The 15,956-nt window shown below is 33.7% G+C and carries 16 protein-coding genes and 1 other annotated feature; of the genes, 14 read left to right on the top strand and 2 right to left on the bottom strand.

Annotation, left to right across the window (positions count from 1 at the left end; all coding sequences use genetic code 11):
• Positions 1-64: 64 nt before the first annotated feature.
• Positions 65-742, top strand: coding sequence for an NAD(P)H-dependent oxidoreductase (locus OL234_RS08440; RefSeq protein ID WP_275468795.1), 678 nt, complete (start codon positions 65-67; stop codon positions 740-742).
• Between the two features lie 15 nt (positions 743-757).
• Entirely contained in the window at positions 758-934 is a 177-nt protein-coding gene (locus OL234_RS08435; protein WP_275468794.1) for a hypothetical protein, read from the top strand.
• 28 nt (positions 935-962) lie between these two features.
• On the opposite strand, the gene OL234_RS08430 is transcribed toward OL234_RS08435, so the two are convergent.
• Complete coding sequence (locus OL234_RS08430; protein WP_275468793.1) at positions 963-1,559, bottom strand: nitroreductase family protein; 597 nt, start codon at positions 1,557-1,559, stop codon at positions 963-965.
• Positions 1,560-1,714: 155 nt separating this feature from the next.
• Positions 1,715-2,290, bottom strand: a complete 576-nt coding sequence (locus tag OL234_RS08425; protein WP_275468792.1) for a YdcF family protein — start codon at positions 2,288-2,290, stop codon at positions 1,715-1,717.
• A gap of 181 nt (positions 2,291-2,471) precedes the next feature.
• Between OL234_RS08425 and thmT the strand changes: the two genes are divergently transcribed.
• The 12 genes from thmT (at position 2,472) to OL234_RS08365 (ending at position 15,903) form a co-directional block, all read left to right on the top strand.
• Positions 2,472-2,660, top strand: coding sequence for a 2-hydroxymuconate tautomerase (gene thmT, locus OL234_RS08420; protein WP_275468791.1), 189 nt, complete (start codon positions 2,472-2,474; stop codon positions 2,658-2,660).
• 403 nt (positions 2,661-3,063) lie between these two features.
• Positions 3,064-5,013, top strand: coding sequence for a threonine--tRNA ligase (gene thrS / locus OL234_RS08415; protein WP_275468790.1), 1,950 nt, complete (start codon positions 3,064-3,066; stop codon positions 5,011-5,013).
• Between the two features lie 314 nt (positions 5,014-5,327).
• Positions 5,328-7,547, top strand: coding sequence for a penicillin-binding transpeptidase domain-containing protein (locus tag OL234_RS08410; RefSeq protein WP_275468789.1), 2,220 nt, complete (start codon positions 5,328-5,330; stop codon positions 7,545-7,547).
• 134 nt (positions 7,548-7,681) lie between these two features.
• Positions 7,682-7,831 carry a 50S ribosomal protein L33 gene (gene rpmG / locus OL234_RS08405; RefSeq protein ID WP_023606847.1) on the top strand — a complete coding sequence of 50 codons (150 nt, stop codon included), beginning with the start codon at positions 7,682-7,684 and terminating at the stop codon, positions 7,829-7,831.
• Between the two features lie 519 nt (positions 7,832-8,350).
• Positions 8,351-8,548 carry an ATP synthase F0 subunit C gene (gene atpE, locus OL234_RS08400; RefSeq protein WP_275468788.1) on the top strand — a complete coding sequence of 66 codons (198 nt, stop codon included), beginning with the start codon at positions 8,351-8,353 and terminating at the stop codon, positions 8,546-8,548.
• A gap of 176 nt (positions 8,549-8,724) precedes the next feature.
• A complete protein-coding gene (locus OL234_RS08395) occupies positions 8,725-9,291 on the top strand; it encodes a 5-formyltetrahydrofolate cyclo-ligase (protein ID WP_275468787.1) in 567 nt (188 codons plus the stop codon).
• Position 9,292: 1 nt separating this feature from the next.
• Positions 9,293-10,030 (top strand): rhomboid family intramembrane serine protease, encoded by a 738-nt coding sequence (locus OL234_RS08390; protein WP_275468786.1) that lies wholly within the window; start codon positions 9,293-9,295, stop codon positions 10,028-10,030.
• Between the two features lie 128 nt (positions 10,031-10,158).
• Positions 10,159-10,207, top strand: a sequence feature (sodium ion sensor (DUF1646 type); this cis-regulatory element may regulate processes involved in with the transportation of sodium ions).
• Positions 10,208-10,257: 50 nt separating this feature from the next.
• Positions 10,258-11,439 (top strand): cation:proton antiporter, encoded by a 1,182-nt coding sequence (locus OL234_RS08385; RefSeq protein WP_275468785.1) that lies wholly within the window; start codon positions 10,258-10,260, stop codon positions 11,437-11,439.
• 317 nt (positions 11,440-11,756) lie between these two features.
• Positions 11,757-12,983, top strand: coding sequence for an arginine deiminase (gene arcA / locus OL234_RS08380; protein ID WP_275468784.1), 1,227 nt, complete (start codon positions 11,757-11,759; stop codon positions 12,981-12,983).
• 116 nt (positions 12,984-13,099) lie between these two features.
• The gene (gene argF / locus OL234_RS08375; RefSeq protein ID WP_275468783.1) at positions 13,100-14,119 is read left to right on the top strand and encodes an ornithine carbamoyltransferase; all 1,020 of its coding nucleotides are present in this window, start codon (positions 13,100-13,102) and stop codon (positions 14,117-14,119) included.
• 89 nt (positions 14,120-14,208) lie between these two features.
• Positions 14,209-15,147, top strand: coding sequence for a carbamate kinase (gene arcC, locus OL234_RS08370; protein WP_437184440.1), 939 nt, complete (start codon positions 14,209-14,211; stop codon positions 15,145-15,147).
• Positions 15,148-15,195: 48 nt separating this feature from the next.
• On the top strand, positions 15,196-15,903 hold the full coding sequence (locus tag OL234_RS08365; RefSeq protein WP_275468781.1) for a Crp/Fnr family transcriptional regulator: 708 nt from the start codon (positions 15,196-15,198) through the stop codon (positions 15,901-15,903).
• Positions 15,904-15,956 lie beyond the last annotated feature (53 nt).

Raw genomic sequence — 15,956 nt, 5'->3', positions numbered from 1 at the left:
GAGAAATGTCTCATCCGTTATAATCGAGATAATAGTTCAAGTTTTGAGTAGGAGGAGTAATATCATGAAAACATTAATCATTATTTCCCATCCAAATATAGCAGAGTCAACTAGTCAACAATTTTTTTTGGCAGGATTAGATAATCGGGAAGAAGTAACAATCAGACATTTAGAAAGAGCGTATCCAGAAGGAAAGATTGATAAAGTAAGTGAGTGTCAGTTAGTAAGAGAGCATGACCGCCTGATTTTTCAATTTCCTTTGTATTGGTACAGTTCCCCGGCCTTATTGAAAGAATGGCAAGATCAGGTCTTGACTGAATTTACTGGTTCTAATTTATTAAAAGATAAGGAATTTGGTATTGTGACAACCGTAGGAGTTCGGCAAATAGACTATTTAGCAGGTGGTAAAGTTGGCTTTACCTTAGACGAATTAATGAGACCTTATCAAGCGGTGGCCAATCATTTTGAAATGCGCTATTTGCCGATATTTAGTATTCATCAATTTATGTACTTATCTGAGAAAGATAAACAGCGTTGTTTAGTTGATTACCTTTACTATATTACAGGAGATTCTGATACAAGTTTATCCAAACGAACAGAATGGTTATTGCATGAATTATCTAAGAGTCAGACCCATTTAAAATCAGGAGAACTAGTTACTAGGTTAGAAAGTATCATAGAGACAGTTGGTGAAAAAGCTGATTTGTTAGAGGATTTAAAACAAACACTTGATGAATTTTAAAAGAAGGTGATAAGAGTGGAAAAACAATGGTTAGAAAAAGAATTAAGTTTACTATTAACACAAAGCAATGATTATAAGCAAAAAGCGTTGCTAGTAGCTACTCTAGATTTGGTGAAAGAACAAGCTTTTCGTCAAGAGAAAATGGAAGGCGAATTAGATGGTACGTTGTGGAGTCCACGTCAATGGCGTTAAAAAACCGTCCCTTTAAGGGACGGTTTTTTTATTTATAGGTACGGAAACGAAGATTATCTGCCATATATTCTTTTTCACCAGCAGGAGTCTCGATTGAGCCAAAAGGCATTTGACCAGTTAAGCGCCAGTTAGTTGGTAAGTCCCATTCTTTTTGAACATCTAAGTCAATTAATGGATTATAGTGTTGGATAGTCGCACCTATCTGTTGTTCAGCTAGCGCTGTCCAAACAGAATGTTGCGCGATACCTGTAGATTGTTCAGCCCACAAAGGAAAATTATCTGCGTATAAAGCAAATTGTTGTTGAAGAGCGGTTGTAACATCGACATCTTCAAAAAATAAAATAGTACCCTTTCCAGCTGCAAAGCTAGCTAATTTAGTTTGAGTATTAGGAAAGGCTTCAGTAGGTGTTACAGGTTTTAAATTTTTTTCAACTAGGTTCCATAATTTAGTATGGGCCTCACCAAAGAGGATGACTGCACGAGATGATTGTGCATTGAATGCTGAGGGACTTTCTTTAATAGCGGATTGTATTAATGTTTCTAATTCCTCTTCGTTTAAGTTAACATTTGTTCCAATATGGTAGATTGAACGTCTTTTTTTGAGTTGTGAAATGTAGGTTGTCATAATAATTTAAAACTCCTTTTATTTTTTAGTTTAAGTAAGTGACTTGATTACATTACTTAGTATATTACCTTACTAAAAATAAGTAAAGAGTAATGCTTACAAAAAATTAGTTTTAGAATATATATAAGATTAGCAATAAAACGAGTTTTTAAGACTTACCAATCAAAAATAACACTATAGCCAAGTGTTACAACCTCAGAGGTATATTTTTTAAAAGTGGGCTGACTGGTAGAAGGGGCACTTAGACCACTAACGGGTTTAATACCAATTCGATTAGCTAGTAGTTTGGTTCGATACATTTGAAAATCATTTGCAGCAATGACGGTTTTTCCTAAGTCATAGTGATACTTCGCATTCATAAGATTTTCCATTTTACCAGTTGCATTATCTTCTAGCTTAATACGATCAGGTGAAATACCATGATCGGTGAGATAATTTTTGATAGCCTGAGCTTCTGTAATAGAACTGTTGGAAGTTTTTTTCCCACCACAAGAAATAACTTGTGTTTTGGGATTGTTTTTAAGATAGGTGATAGATGTATCAAGTTGCTCAGTTAATAAACTTTTTTTGTTACCAATAGTTTCTTCGTGAGTGGTATTTAAAATAATTAAAGAATCGGCATTTTTATATGTTAAATCATGGTGTGAACGATTGATTAAACTAACCGTTACCCCTGAATAAATTAGTCCAATAATTGCTACTGATAATAATAGTTTTGTTCTTTTTTTCATAGACTCACTCCTTTGATTAATAGTTTACTTATTAAAGTTAGTTAAAGTATGATGAAATAGTTATTATTTGAGTAATTTTGTTAAAAAATACACAATATTCAGATTAATTATGAAAAAACTATGTCGTCAATTTGAACTTTCACTTATAATAAGTTTAACTTTATTATAAGGAGGAATCAAGATGCCAATTGTAACTGTCCAATTAATGGAAGGTCGAACACCTGAACAAAAAGCAGCCATGATAAAAGAAATTACTGAGGCAATTGTTAAAACAACTGGTGCTAAGCGTGAAAATGTTAGCATTATTGTCAATGATATGAAAAAAGAAAATTATGGTTTAGCAGGAAAGAGTTTAGCTTTTCAAGATTAATATTTAAACAGAATTACTAGGTGGTTAATGCTTGCTAAAATAGTAATTTCATGGTTAAATGAAGTTATATATTTGAAGATCAATGAGAAAGACACCTTTCATTGTTTTGCTATCTATCAGAGAGGGAAAACTAGTCTGAAATTTTCCCAGATAAGCCCAATGATTGACCACTTTCAAGAATTTAGTCCGAAACTAAGTCGGTCGCTCCGTTATCGCGTATTGAAGAGGGTTATTTATGGTAATGTAGTTACTATAAGTAACACTGAATTTTAGGTGGAACCACGATAATGTCGTCCTAATACTTTGTTGAATAACAAAGTATTAGGACTTTTTTTATTTGGCTGGTCGTGGCTTTTTGAAGATCTTCAAAAAATAAAGATAAGTTAAATTAGGAGGAAATAATATGTCAGAAATCAAAATTACATTTCCAGATGGTGCCATCAAAGAATTTGAGGCAGGTATTTCAACAAAAGATGTGGCTGAAAGTATTAGTAAAAGTTTAGCAAAAAAAGCATTAGCAGGTAAATTTAATGGTGAGTTAGTTGACTTAATTCGTCCCTTGGAAATAGATGGAGAAATTGAAATTATTACAGCAGATCATGAAGATGCCTTACAAATTTTACGTCATTCGTCAGCACATTTGATGGCGAACGCAGTTCGTCGCTTATACCCATCAATTCATTTTGGCGTAGGACCAGCTATTGAAAATGGTTTCTATTATGATACTGATAATGGTGAAAATCCAATTTCAGAAGAAGACCTACCAAAAATTGAAGAAGAAATGATGAAGATTGTTAAAGAAAACAACCCAATCGTCAGAAAAGAAGTGACTAAAGCAGAAGCTTTGGAATTATTTAAAGAAGATCCTTATAAAGTAGAACTAATTACAGATTTACCTGAAGATGAACAAATTACGGTTTACGATCAAGGTGATTTTGTTGATTTATGCCGTGGAGTTCATGTGCCATCAACAGGTCGTATCCAAGTTTTCAAACTCTTATCAGTAGCTGGGGCTTATTGGAGAGGAAATTCTGATAATAAAATGATGCAACGTATTTATGGAACAGCCTTTTTTGATAAAAAGGATTTAAAAGATTATCTTAAATTCCGTGAGGAAATGAAAGAGCGTGATCACCGTAAATTAGGTAAAGAGTTAGGTCTATTTATGACTAATGCCGATGTTGGTTTGGGCTTACCATTCTGGTTGCCAAATGGCGCTACAATTCGTCGAACAATTGATCGTTATATCACTGATAAAGAAATTAGCTTAGGTTATCAACATGTTTACACACCTATTATGGCCAACGTAGAATTCTATAAGACGTCAGGACATTGGGATCACTATCATGAAGATATGTTCCCACCAATGGATATGGGTGATGGGGAAATGTTAGTGTTGCGTCCTATGAACTGTCCACACCACATGATGGTTTATAAGAATGAGGTTCATAGTTACCGTGAACTTCCGATCCGTATTGCTGAACTTGGTATGATGCATCGTTATGAAAAGAGTGGTGCGTTATCAGGATTACAACGTGTTCGGGAAATGACTTTAAATGATGGGCATACATTTGTCCGACCAGATCAAATTAAAGATGAGTTTAAACGTACCTTAGAATTAATGGTAGCTGTTTACGAAGATTTTAATATTACAGATTATAAATTCCGTTTAAGTTATCGTGATCCAGAAAATACTGAAAAATATTTTGATGATGACGAGATGTGGGAAAAAGCTCAAAAAATGCTTAAAGAAGCTGTTGATGAAATGGGCTTAGAGTATGTTGAAGCAGAAGGTGAAGCAGCCTTTTATGGACCTAAACTAGATGTTCAAGTTAAAACAGCAATGGGAATTGAAGAAACATTATCAACAATTCAACTGGACTTCTTATTACCACAACGTTTTGATTTAACATATGTGGGTGAAGATGGTGAAAATAATCATCGTCCAGTAGTTATTCACCGTGGTATCGTCTCAACGATGGAACGTTTTGTTGCTTACTTGACTGAAGTGTATAAAGGAGCTTTCCCAACTTGGTTAGCGCCTGTTCAAGGAACAATTATTCCTGTAAGTAATGATCATCATATGGACTATGCTTTTGAGATTAAGGGACAATTGGAAAAATTAGGTTTACGTTTTGAAGTAGATGAACGTAACGAAAAAATGGGTTATAAGATCCGTGCCTCACAAACACAAAAAATCCCATATCAATTAGTTGTAGGGGATAAAGAAGTTGAAGCAGGAGAAGTGAATGTTCGCCGTTATGGTAGCAAAGAAACAGTCTCAATGACTCTCGAAGAATATGTAGCAGTAGTGACAAATGAAGTAGCGTCATACAGTCGTCCACAAAAATAATAATAACGTTATTCGTGTTATTTTATACTAGTTAGGACTAAAACAGATAAGTTATTTTGTAAAAAAATCGTAGGATATTTTTTTACAAAGACTTATCTGTTTTATTTAGTTGATTTTACTAAAAAACCAGCGATTCTTTGTTCAAATGGATTGCCTAAATGTTTAATAAATGAGATACTTCATAAGAAAGTTTCTAACTTTTGTTTAAAATGTTTTTAAATTTTTGAACAAAGGCTTTTTATCGACTCAAAAGTTAGGTAAAATAGTAGTAATAGAAATATGGTTTAAAAAACCTGATTGGAAGGGTATGCTGGATGATAAAGAAACAACTAGAGAAATATAAAGAGTTACTAAAGAAATCAAAAAAACAACCTACAAATGAGACAAATCATACAAGTGAAATTCCATTTCGTTTGAATTTTTTATTTTTCATTGTTTTTGCTCTGTTTGTAGCCTTGTTGGTACAATTGGCTTATTTACAAATTGCAAATGGGAGCTTTTTTAATAGTAAAATAAAATGGTCTCAACAACTTGTCTTAAAAGAGAATGCCCCACGTGGGTCCATCTATGATGCGAAGGATAATGTTTTAGTTGGGAATAAAGCAGAGCAAGCGATTATATATACTAAGAAAAAATCTATGAGTTCTGCTGAAACAAAAGAGGTGTCTCAAAAAATAGCCAAATTAATTGATGTACCAGTTGAGAATATTACTGAACGTGATAAAAAAGATTATTGGTTAGCGGATAAACCTAATTTGGAAAAAGCTCAAGAACGTTTGAAAAAAAATGAAACAGTCAATGCTAAAGGTGAAGCACTAGAACCTGATATTGTGTATCAAAATACTGTGACAAAAGTCAAAAAAAGTGAGATTGATTTTGATGATAGCGAATTAAAGGCGATTGCTATATTTAAAAAAATCAGTGGAGCTTATACAATGGCACCTGTCACAATTAAGAATAAAGATGTGACAATGGAAGAAGTTGCAAGTGTTGGTGAAAGTCGATCAAGTTTACCAGGTTTATCAACGGGAATGGATTGGGATCGCGAGTATCCACAAAATGATTTTATGAATAGTATTTTAGGAACAGTGTCTTCTGAAAAGAATGGTCTACCACAAGAGATGAGTGACAAGTATGTTGCAAATGGTTATTCACGAAATGACCGTGTTGGATTGAGCAATTTAGAAAAACAATATGAAACAGTACTTAAAGGGACTAAGGCGCAATCTAAGATTGTGATGGATAGTCAGACAAATAAAATTAAGAGTGAAAAACAAGTTTATCCAGGTGAAAAAGGGAAAAACTTAAAATTAACGGTTGATATGAAATTCCAACAAAAAGTTGAAGAGATTTTACGTGAAAATTATGAAGCGATGATTTCTCAAGGGAAAACAGTTTATTCAGAAGGTGCGTATGCTGTTGTTAGTGATCCAAAGACTGGAGCAATTAAAGCAATGGCGGGACTTGAGTTGGATCATGATGAGAAAAAATTAAAGACCGATACTCTAGGTACAATCAATAAAGCTTTCACTCCCGGTTCTATTGTTAAACCGGCAACCATTATGGCAGGCTATCAAAGTGGTGTTATTTCAGGGAATGAGACCTTAGTGGATGAATTTATCGAGTTGCAAGGTGACCCAGTTAAAAAATCAGTCTTTACCTTCGGACCACGACCAATGACAGCAGTGGATGCTTTACGTGAATCTTCAAACGTTTATATGATGAAGATTGCGTTTAAAATGATGGGGATTGATTACGTACCTAATATGGTCTTAGGCGATCACACAGAAGTATTTGATATTCTAAGAAAAACTTACCAAGATTTTGGTTTAGGAGCGCCAACTGGAATTGATATTGCCGGTGAAAGTTATGGTTTGTCCCCTAAAAATCATTATGAAAATGATGGGACTATGATCAATGGTCGAATGGGTAACTTACTTGATTTATCTTATGGGAACTTTGATACGTACACGCCAATGCAGTTGACTCAATATGTCAATACCATTGCTAATAATGGTAAAAAACTAGCGCCCCATATTGTGGAAGGTATTTATGAGAATAATGGTGAAGATGGTAGTGGTGATTTAGTTAAGAAAATTGAACCACGGGTCTTAGCTCAAATAGGTACGCAAGAACAATATGATATTATTCATGAGGGGATGTATCAAGTAGTAAATGCGAATGGTTCAGGACATTGGATGGCTGGAACTAAATATGTTGCTTCTGCTAAGACAGGTACTGCCGAAGTACCACGAGATAATCCAGATGATAAAGAAAATCCAATTGAGCTGTACAACAGTACGATGATAGCTTATGCCCCATCAGATGATCCAAAAGTGACCGTTTCAGTTGTTTTACCTCATATTTCAGATGATCAGGGTCATGAAAATTCGTTTATTACCGCTCAAATATTAGACGCTTATTATGATTTCTATGAAGAAGGGAATCAAGGTGATGATGATGATGAGAAAGCTGATTCCGATAATGAAGGAGAACCAGCTGAAGAGGAATCAGAGTCACAAGAGCAAAACTAACCTTGAGGTCAGTTTTGTAAAGTAGAACTACTTAACAAAATTGATCTAAAGGGTAGAAATTCCCCAAAAAAAATGATATTATATGGCAAGTGAGGTAAAACCTCATACACATATAATTGCTTGGAGGGAATAACATGCGAGTTCATATCACTTTAGAATGTACAGAATGTAAAGAACGTAACTATTTATCAAACAAAAACAAACGTAACAATCCTGATCGTTTAGAAGTTAAAAAATATTGTCCACGTGAGCGTAAAGTTACTTTACACCGCGAAACAAAATAATAACTTACAAAGATGTGCTAGAAACCTTATTAATAAAGGTTTTGGCACGTTTTTTTTATAAAAATAAAAAATTAATCAGGCTGTTAAAATTAATAGTTAAGCAGAATAGAATAAAACATAATTTTCGACTTTTTAGGTGATAGATGTATATAAAGTTTGTCAAATACATATGTTATTTATTTTGTGATAGCATAAGAATCATAATAGGTTGGAAAAAAAGTGATTTAGGACTGTTTAACAAAAAAATGCATGATTAATTTGACACGATTCTAGTCTTTTTTTTTCAGATCATAAAAAAATTACAGGATTCACAAATAAATCGAGGAATAGGCAAAAAGTTGTTCGTAAAACGATCATAAAACAAATAAAAAAACTTATATAATTATAAGAATTTTAATAATTTGTTGTTATTATTCATATGTTAATAATAACGATATCTTGCGATGGGTATTGAGATTAACATATTATATTTTAGTTTTTAATGTCTCATTAGAAATTTATAAGAGAGGAGGTTAAACAATGGGAGCAGGAATTGCAGCAGGTTTAGCGGCTTTAGGAGCAGGAATTGGTGATGGTTTGATTGTGGCAGCCGCAATGAATAATATTTCACGTCAACCTGAGCGAACAAAAGAAATTAAAAGTTTGATGTTTATTGGTATTGGACTGGCTGAAGCGTTAGCCATTATTTCAATTGTGATCTCATTTATGATTATGTAGTAGCTAATCATTTAATAAATAAAAAGTCAGCATACTGGTTATGCTGACTTTTTATTTATTAAGTGATTAGTTAGAGTAAAGTCATACGAATTTTATACAGCAAATAAGCTGTTTAATAGCATGCTATGAGGTATAATGGAAAAGTAATCTTATTATGGTTCAAAGGTGGTTGTACCATGCTAAAAAAGGAAAAGCGAAAAGAATCTTTGACAAAATTGAAAGGATTAGCAAATAATCCGTTAAGAAAAATAGCCTTAGAGTCTATTCTAAAAAAGAAACTATATCAATCTATTGAATGGCAAGATTCACAAGTGATTGGTGTAACTATCAGTATGCCGTTAGAGCTTGATACTCAGGAAATTATTGCAACGGCGAGAGATGCTAAAAAACGCGTAGCTGTTCCGAAGACTTTTTCAGATGGACAGATGGATTTTTTTGAAATCAAAGAAGATACTCAGTTTGTTAGGACGAAATTTGGTGTGTTAGAACCTACTTCAAGTAACCTCTTAGAGCCGAGTGAGATAGATCTGCTCATAGTACCAGGGGTTGCTTTTAATAGTGAGGGTTATCGAATAGGTTTTGGTGGAGGATTTTATGATCGATACCTTGAACGCTATCCGGGGAGATCGTGTAGTTTGATTTTACCTGAACAGCTTATTAAAGACTGGGTACCTGAAAGCTATGATAAGCCAGTAGATAAGTTATTTTTAGTAACAGATAATAGAATAGAGTTAGGAGAATAGTATGGAGAGTTTGAAAGTTAAGGGATCATTAAAGAACCAACCCTGGATAGTATGGGGATTGTTAGCAGTCCAATTTTTAGTGTTCTTAGGCATGTTAATAAAAGGGTGGCAAATAGGGGCTGGATTTGATGGATCTTATGTATCAGGTATTTTAATTGAATTTGGCGCTTTAAACAAGGAACTGGTGATGGTTCATCACGAGTATTGGCGATTACTGTCACCAATCTTTGTTCATATAGGACTAATGCACCTTTTAGTCAATTCAGTGACTTTATATTTTTTAGGAAGCCAACTGGAAGCCTTAATTGGTCATACTCGCTTTTTAGTAATTTATCTATTATCGGGTCTGACAGGGAATCTTTTAAGTTTAGCAATGAGTCAACCAAATTCGATTTCAGCAGGTGCTAGTACCGCGCTATTTGGTCTATTTGCTTTTTTTGTAGCCTATGGTCGTGTGTATCGTCACCAACCAGCTATTCGCTTTATGGCAAAACAAATGGGAACCCTGATCCTAGTTAATCTGATTTTTAATTTATTTAGTAGTCAAATTGATATGTGGGGGCATGTGGGTGGCGCAATTGGCGGATTTTTATTGGGTTTTATTGTCACGATACCTGCATTAAAAGGTAGTGAATTCGCAAAAGAAAATCAAGATATTCATCGAACTATCAGGGCAGTTATTGCATTCTTCTTTTTTATTCTGATGTGTTTTATTTATGTTTATCGTCAATATTATTAGACGAGCAACAGTCATTTTGAAAATGACTGTTGTTTTTATACTGTATAAAGGCTTAAACTTTGAGTTCTTCTGATTTTTATGTCATAATGAAGTTATAAAATTGAATAAGGCAAATAGATATCATTATCGGTTGGGCAATTATGCTTTCAAGGTTTTTTCTTCAAAGGGCGGGAAGAAAGAGGAAAGTGTAGTGGTCTATTTTTTTGTCTTTTGAAAGGAATGAATGTATGTTAGAAGAATTATTGATTGCGTTGATTGCAATCTTAATAGGGACGAAATTGGCTGGACATCTTTGTAATTTAATCGGAATACCAGCTGTAATAGGAGAATTATTAGTAGGGATTATCTTAGGGCCTGCAATGTTGAGTATCGTTCAGCCAACAGATTTAATTCATATGTTTTCACAGATAGGAGTCATTTTATTAATGTTCTTAGCAGGACTTGAAAGTGATTTAGGCTTGCTGAAAAAATATATGAAACCCTCAGTATCAGTTGCCGTAACAGGAATTATTTTTCCTTTAATTTTATGTGCGATTGTTGGATCACTCTTTAATTTATCTTGGCTAAGCTCTTTATTCTTAGGAATTGTCTTTAGTGCAACCTCTGTTAGTATTTCAGTCCAAGTTTTGAGAGATTATCGCCGTCTCGATTCTGAAGAAGGTTCAATTATTTTAGGGGCAGCAGTAGTGGATGATATTGTAGTAGTCTTGTTGGTGAGTATTTTTGCAACATTTATCAATATGGAAGGTGATTTTGCCTTGAATGGCGCTTTCTTTTGGGATCTTTTAGGTAAAAAATTATTATTCTTTGGGTTAACTTATGTATTTGCAAAATATATGGTAAAACCACTGTTGAAATGGACTAAAAGAATTGTTGCAACAGAAGGAGAAACATCCATTGCCTTAGTTTTATGTTTTACTTTTGCTGTTTTATCAGAAGTATTAGGTATGAGTGATGTAATTGGGGCTTTCTTTATGGGTCTGATTTTATCTAATCATAGTTCAAAAGAACGTATTGAAAATAAAGTAGTTACGATTGGTTATGCTTTATTTATTCCAGTATTTTTCGTGTCAATTGGTCTGGATATTAGGTTTTCAGCCTTTAAAGAACATGCCATGTTTATCGTACTATTATCATTAGCTGCAGTTATTTCTAAGTTGGTCGGCGGTTATATTAGTGCTAGAGCCTCACATATTAATAAAAATAATGCTTGGTTAGTTGGAGCAGGAATGGTTTCACGTGGTGAAATGGCGCTAATCATTGTACAGATGGGGAAATCTTTAGATCTAGTAACAGGTAGTATTTATTCAGCTATTGTGGTTGCAATTATTATTGCAACATTAGTATCACCCTTACTAATTAAATTCTTCATTGAACGTGGAGACAAAGAGTTAGCTGTAAAAGGCTAATTAAATGGAAAGCCTATGTTAGTCATAGGCTTTTTTATTTGTTATAAAACAAACATTTTGTAAGCTATTTTTGTTAATTTTACTTTTATTTAAAAAAAATATGCAAAAAAATGATGAATATTCGTAAAAAAAGTAGAATATCTATAAAAACAGAAAGCGCTTACTATCGAGTAAGAAAAAAAAAGATGAAACTTTATACAAACTATTTGAATAATGTGAAAAATTGGGCAAACAGGATGCTAAAAACCTCACAGTAAACTTTAGAAGATTTGGTAATCTATGGGTGTAACATAAATGACTAAAGGGAGGCTTTACAAATGAACAAACCAATTCATATTACATCAGAGATTGGAAAATTGAAAACGGTGTTATTACATCGACCAGGTAAAGAACTAGAAAATTTAATGCCAGATTACTTAGATGAGCTATTATTTGATGATATTCCATTTCTAGAACAAGCACAGGTCGAACATGATCGGTTTGCACAACTGTTAAGAGACAAAGAGATTGAAGTCCTTTATTTAGAAGATTTGGCAGCTGAGGCAATTGCTGATCCAGAAGTCAAAGCAGCATTTATTGAAGAGTATTTAGATGAAGCGAATATTCGTGGAACTGAATTAAAAGCATTAATTCATGATATGTTATCTAGCATGACAGATATGCGTGAGTTAATTGACAAAACAATGGCTGGAATTCAAAAAGTTGAATTACCTGAATTAAAAAACAAAGGTTTAGCTGATATGATTGAATCAGATTATCCATTTGCGATTGATCCAATGCCAAACTTATATTTCACACGTGATCCATTTGCTACAATGGGACATGGGGTATCATTAAATAAAATGTATTCAGTTACAAGAAGACGTGAAACACTATATGGTAAATATATCTTTAAATATCACCCAAGATTTAAAGATGCAGATGTACCATTGGTATACGACCGTACAGAAACAACACGTATTGAAGGTGGAGATGAATTAATCCTTTCTAAAGATTTATTAGCTGTAGGTATTTCTCAAAGAACGGATGCCGCTTCTATTGAAAAACTTGCTAAAAATATTTTCGATAAAAACTTAGGTTTCAAACGTGTATTAGCATTTGATATCGGTAGCGAACGTAAATTTATGCATTTAGATACAGTCTTTACGATGGTTGACTATGATAAATTTACTATCCATCCAGAAATTGAAGGAGACTTAACTGTTTATTCAATTTCTCAAGGCGAAAATGGTGAACTTGATATTAAAGAAGAACATGAAACATTAGAAAATATTTTAAATAAATATTTAGGAATTAATAATGTTCAATTAATCCGTTGTGGTGGTAACAACTTAACAGCAGCAGCTCGTGAACAATGGAATGATGGGTCAAATACCTTAACAATCGCTCCAGGTGAGGTAGTTGTTTATGATCGTAACCCAATTACTAATAAAAAATTAGAAGAAGCGGGTGTTAAATTAAACTATATTCCAGGTAGTGAATTAGTTCGTGGTCGTGGCGGCCCTCGTTGCATGAGTATGCCATTAGTTCGTGAAGATATCTAAGTTAGACTATCAAGATATGCCATTATATTATTTATAAATAAAAATGACACAACTAAAAAGAAAATTCTCTACTGTGGTAAAGACCACAGTAGAGTCAATTAAGAGGAGAGAGCAAGATGACATCAGTATTTCAAGGACGTAGCTTATTAGCAGAAAAAGACTTCAGTAGAGAAGAATTAGAATATTTAATCGATTTCTCTATTCATGTGAAAGATCTTAAAAAACGTGGCATTCCACATCATTATTTAGAAGGAAAAAATATTGCGCTATTATTTGAAAAAACATCAACAAGAACTCGTTCAGCTTTTACAACAGCATCAATTGACTTGGGGGCTCACCCAGAATTTTTAGGTAAAAATGACATCCAATTAGGTAAAAAAGAATCTGTTGAAGATACAGCTAAAGTGTTAGGTAGTATGTTTGATGGGATTGAATTCCGTGGCTTTAGCCAAGAAGTTGTTGAAGGTTTAGCAGAACATTCAGGCGTGCCAGTATGGAACGGTTTAACAGATGAATGGCACCCAACGCAAATGATCGCTGACTTTATGACAGTAAAAGAAAACTTTGGTCGTTTAGAAGGAATTAACTTAGTATACGTTGGAGATGGTCGTAACAATATGGCCAACAGTTTATTAGTAACAGGTGCTATTTTAGGAGTTAACGTACGTATCTGTGCGCCAACTGAATTATTCCCAACAGCAGAAGTTATCGAATACGCTGAGGAATTTGCAAAAGTATCTGGTAGTCAATTAATGATTACAGATGATGTTGCCAAAGGTGTTGCTGATGCTAACGTATTATATACAGATGTGTGGGTATCAATGGGTGAAGAAGATAAATTTGAAGAACGTGTTAATTTATTAAAACCTTACCAAATTAATATGGATATGTTAGAAAAAACAGGCAATATGGATGGAGACTTGATTGTCTTACACTGTTTACCAGCCTTCCATGATACAGAAACTGAATACGGTAAAATGGTAGAAGAAAAATTCGGTATTAGCGAAATGGAAATTACAGATGAAGTCTTTAGAAGTAAATATGGCCGTCATTTTGAAGAAGCAGAAAACAGAATGCATTCAATCAAAGCAATTATGGCTGCAACCCTAGGCAATTTATTTATTCCTAGAGTTTAGGAATAGTTAAATATCGTTTGTCAAAGAAGCAGCATCGCTACATAGCTAGGGTGCTGCTTTTTTATTAAAAAAATGGAGATGGGGAATAAATTATGTCAAATAAAATCGTTTTAGCATTAGGTGGCAATGCCATTTTATCTGATGATGCAAGTGCAGAAGCACAACAAAAAGCCTTACAAACAACAGCAAAATATATGGTAAACTTAATTGAAGGGGGCCATAAATTAACTATTTCTCATGGTAACGGTCCACAAGTTGGTAATTTATTATTACAACAGCAAGCAGCTGATAGTGAAAAAAATCCAGCAATGCCGCTAGATTCATGTGTTGCTATGACGCAAGGTAGTATTGGTTATTGGTTAGAAAATGCTTTAGTAAGAGAACTTAAAGCAACAGGGATAGAAAAAGAAGTCGCAACATTAGTAACAGAAGTAGTGGTTGATCAAAATGATCCGGCCTTTAAAAATCCAACAAAACCAATTGGTCCATTCTTAACTGAAGATCAAGCTAAAGAAGAAATGGCTAAATCAGAAGTAACATTTAAAGAGGATGCTGGACGAGGTTGGCGAAAAGTTGTAGCAAGTCCGAAACCTATCGATATTATCGGACACAAAACTATAAATACGTTGTTAGATAATGATATAATCACAATATCAGCAGGTGGTGGAGGAATTCCAGTTGTTGCACCGAGTATGACAGGTGTAGAAGCTGTTATCGATAAGGATTTTGCCTCAGAAAAATTAGCAGAATTAGTGGAAGCTGACTTATTCATCATCTTAACAGGTGTTGATAATGTCGCAATTAATTATGGTACAGCAGATGAACAAAAATTGGAAACCATCACAGTAAGTGAGTTAAAAGAATATAAAGAGGCTGGCCATTTTGCTGCAGGGAGTATGTTACCTAAGGTAGAAGCTGTTTTAACATTCTTAGAAAATAAACCAAAAGGTAAAGCGATCATTACATCACTAGAGTGCTTAGCTGATTTTGGTAAAAAAGAAGTAGGAACTGTGATTGTTGCAGATTAATTAGTAGCAACTACTATATAAGACATAAAAAGACTTGGGGAAGATTACATGGTAGACAAAAATAATACAGAACTTGAAAAAGTAAGAAAACAACCAGAATTCAAAAATTTAACTGATTCAGAATTTTATGAGTTATCTCAACATTTTTATAAGCGAACCTATAAAAAAGGGCAAGTATTATTTGACTGTGGTGACAAGCGCAACCGGCTATATCATCTTGTAGAGGGAGCTGTTAAATGTGAAAGAATTGATCCTTCAGGTGATTATTTTTATTTGAATTTTCATAAACAGGAAGCATTCTTTCCTTATGTTGGTTTATTTTCTGACTATGCTTATGATTATACCGTGCAGGCTTTAACCGATATCGAAGTGTATTATTTTCCAACGGAAGTCTTTGAAAAGGTTGCGAAACAGAATAATGACGAAATGATGTATTTAATCACAACACTATCTGAGATATTGAAACAACATATACTAAAAATCCAATGTTGTGTCACTTCTTCGGCAGCTGATCGCATTAGATATAGTTTAGCGCTATTAATGGTACGTTTAGGTGAGAAAAATTATTATGGTGAGGTGGAAGTACCCTATCCCATTTTATTAAATGATATTTCTAGAAGCAGTGGCGCTACAAGGGAAACAACGAGTCATGTTATTAAAAAATTAGTAGATGAAAAGAAAATCAGTTACAAACATAAGTATTTAACCTATCATGACTTGGCTTTTTTCGATTTGGATTTTAGTTGTGACTTTTAGTATCAGAATAGGTAGTCGTTGACTTTTGATAGAAAGGAAGCGTATATTCTAAA

This window comes from Vagococcus intermedius, assembly GCF_029144185.1.
GTDB lineage: Bacteria > Bacillota > Bacilli > Lactobacillales > Vagococcaceae > Vagococcus_D > Vagococcus_D intermedius.
Note: the sequence above shows the minus strand (reverse complement) of the source record. Positions and strands in the feature narration are given on the sequence as shown.

Excerpts from the sequence above, each read along its gene's own strand:
- OL234_RS08440 (WP_275468795.1), top strand. The coding sequence starts at position 65 with ATGAAAACATTAATCATTATTTCCCATCCAAATATAGCAGAGTCAACT.
- OL234_RS08430 (WP_275468793.1), bottom strand. The coding sequence starts at position 1,559 with ATGACAACCTACATTTCACAACTCAAAAAAAGACGTTCAATCTACCAT.
- OL234_RS08425 (WP_275468792.1), bottom strand. The coding sequence starts at position 2,290 with ATGAAAAAAAGAACAAAACTATTATTATCAGTAGCAATTATTGGACTA.
- thmT (WP_275468791.1), top strand. The coding sequence starts at position 2,472 with ATGCCAATTGTAACTGTCCAATTAATGGAAGGTCGAACACCTGAACAA.
- thrS (WP_275468790.1), top strand. The coding sequence starts at position 3,064 with ATGTCAGAAATCAAAATTACATTTCCAGATGGTGCCATCAAAGAATTT.
- OL234_RS08410 (WP_275468789.1), top strand. The coding sequence starts at position 5,328 with ATGATAAAGAAACAACTAGAGAAATATAAAGAGTTACTAAAGAAATCA.
- rpmG (WP_023606847.1), top strand. The coding sequence starts at position 7,682 with ATGCGAGTTCATATCACTTTAGAATGTACAGAATGTAAAGAACGTAAC.
- atpE (WP_275468788.1), top strand. The coding sequence starts at position 8,351 with ATGGGAGCAGGAATTGCAGCAGGTTTAGCGGCTTTAGGAGCAGGAATT.
- OL234_RS08395 (WP_275468787.1), top strand. The coding sequence starts at position 8,725 with ATGCTAAAAAAGGAAAAGCGAAAAGAATCTTTGACAAAATTGAAAGGA.
- OL234_RS08390 (WP_275468786.1), top strand. The coding sequence starts at position 9,293 with ATGGAGAGTTTGAAAGTTAAGGGATCATTAAAGAACCAACCCTGGATA.
- OL234_RS08385 (WP_275468785.1), top strand. The coding sequence starts at position 10,258 with ATGTTAGAAGAATTATTGATTGCGTTGATTGCAATCTTAATAGGGACG.
- arcA (WP_275468784.1), top strand. The coding sequence starts at position 11,757 with ATGAACAAACCAATTCATATTACATCAGAGATTGGAAAATTGAAAACG.
- argF (WP_275468783.1), top strand. The coding sequence starts at position 13,100 with ATGACATCAGTATTTCAAGGACGTAGCTTATTAGCAGAAAAAGACTTC.
- OL234_RS08365 (WP_275468781.1), top strand. The coding sequence starts at position 15,196 with ATGGTAGACAAAAATAATACAGAACTTGAAAAAGTAAGAAAACAACCA.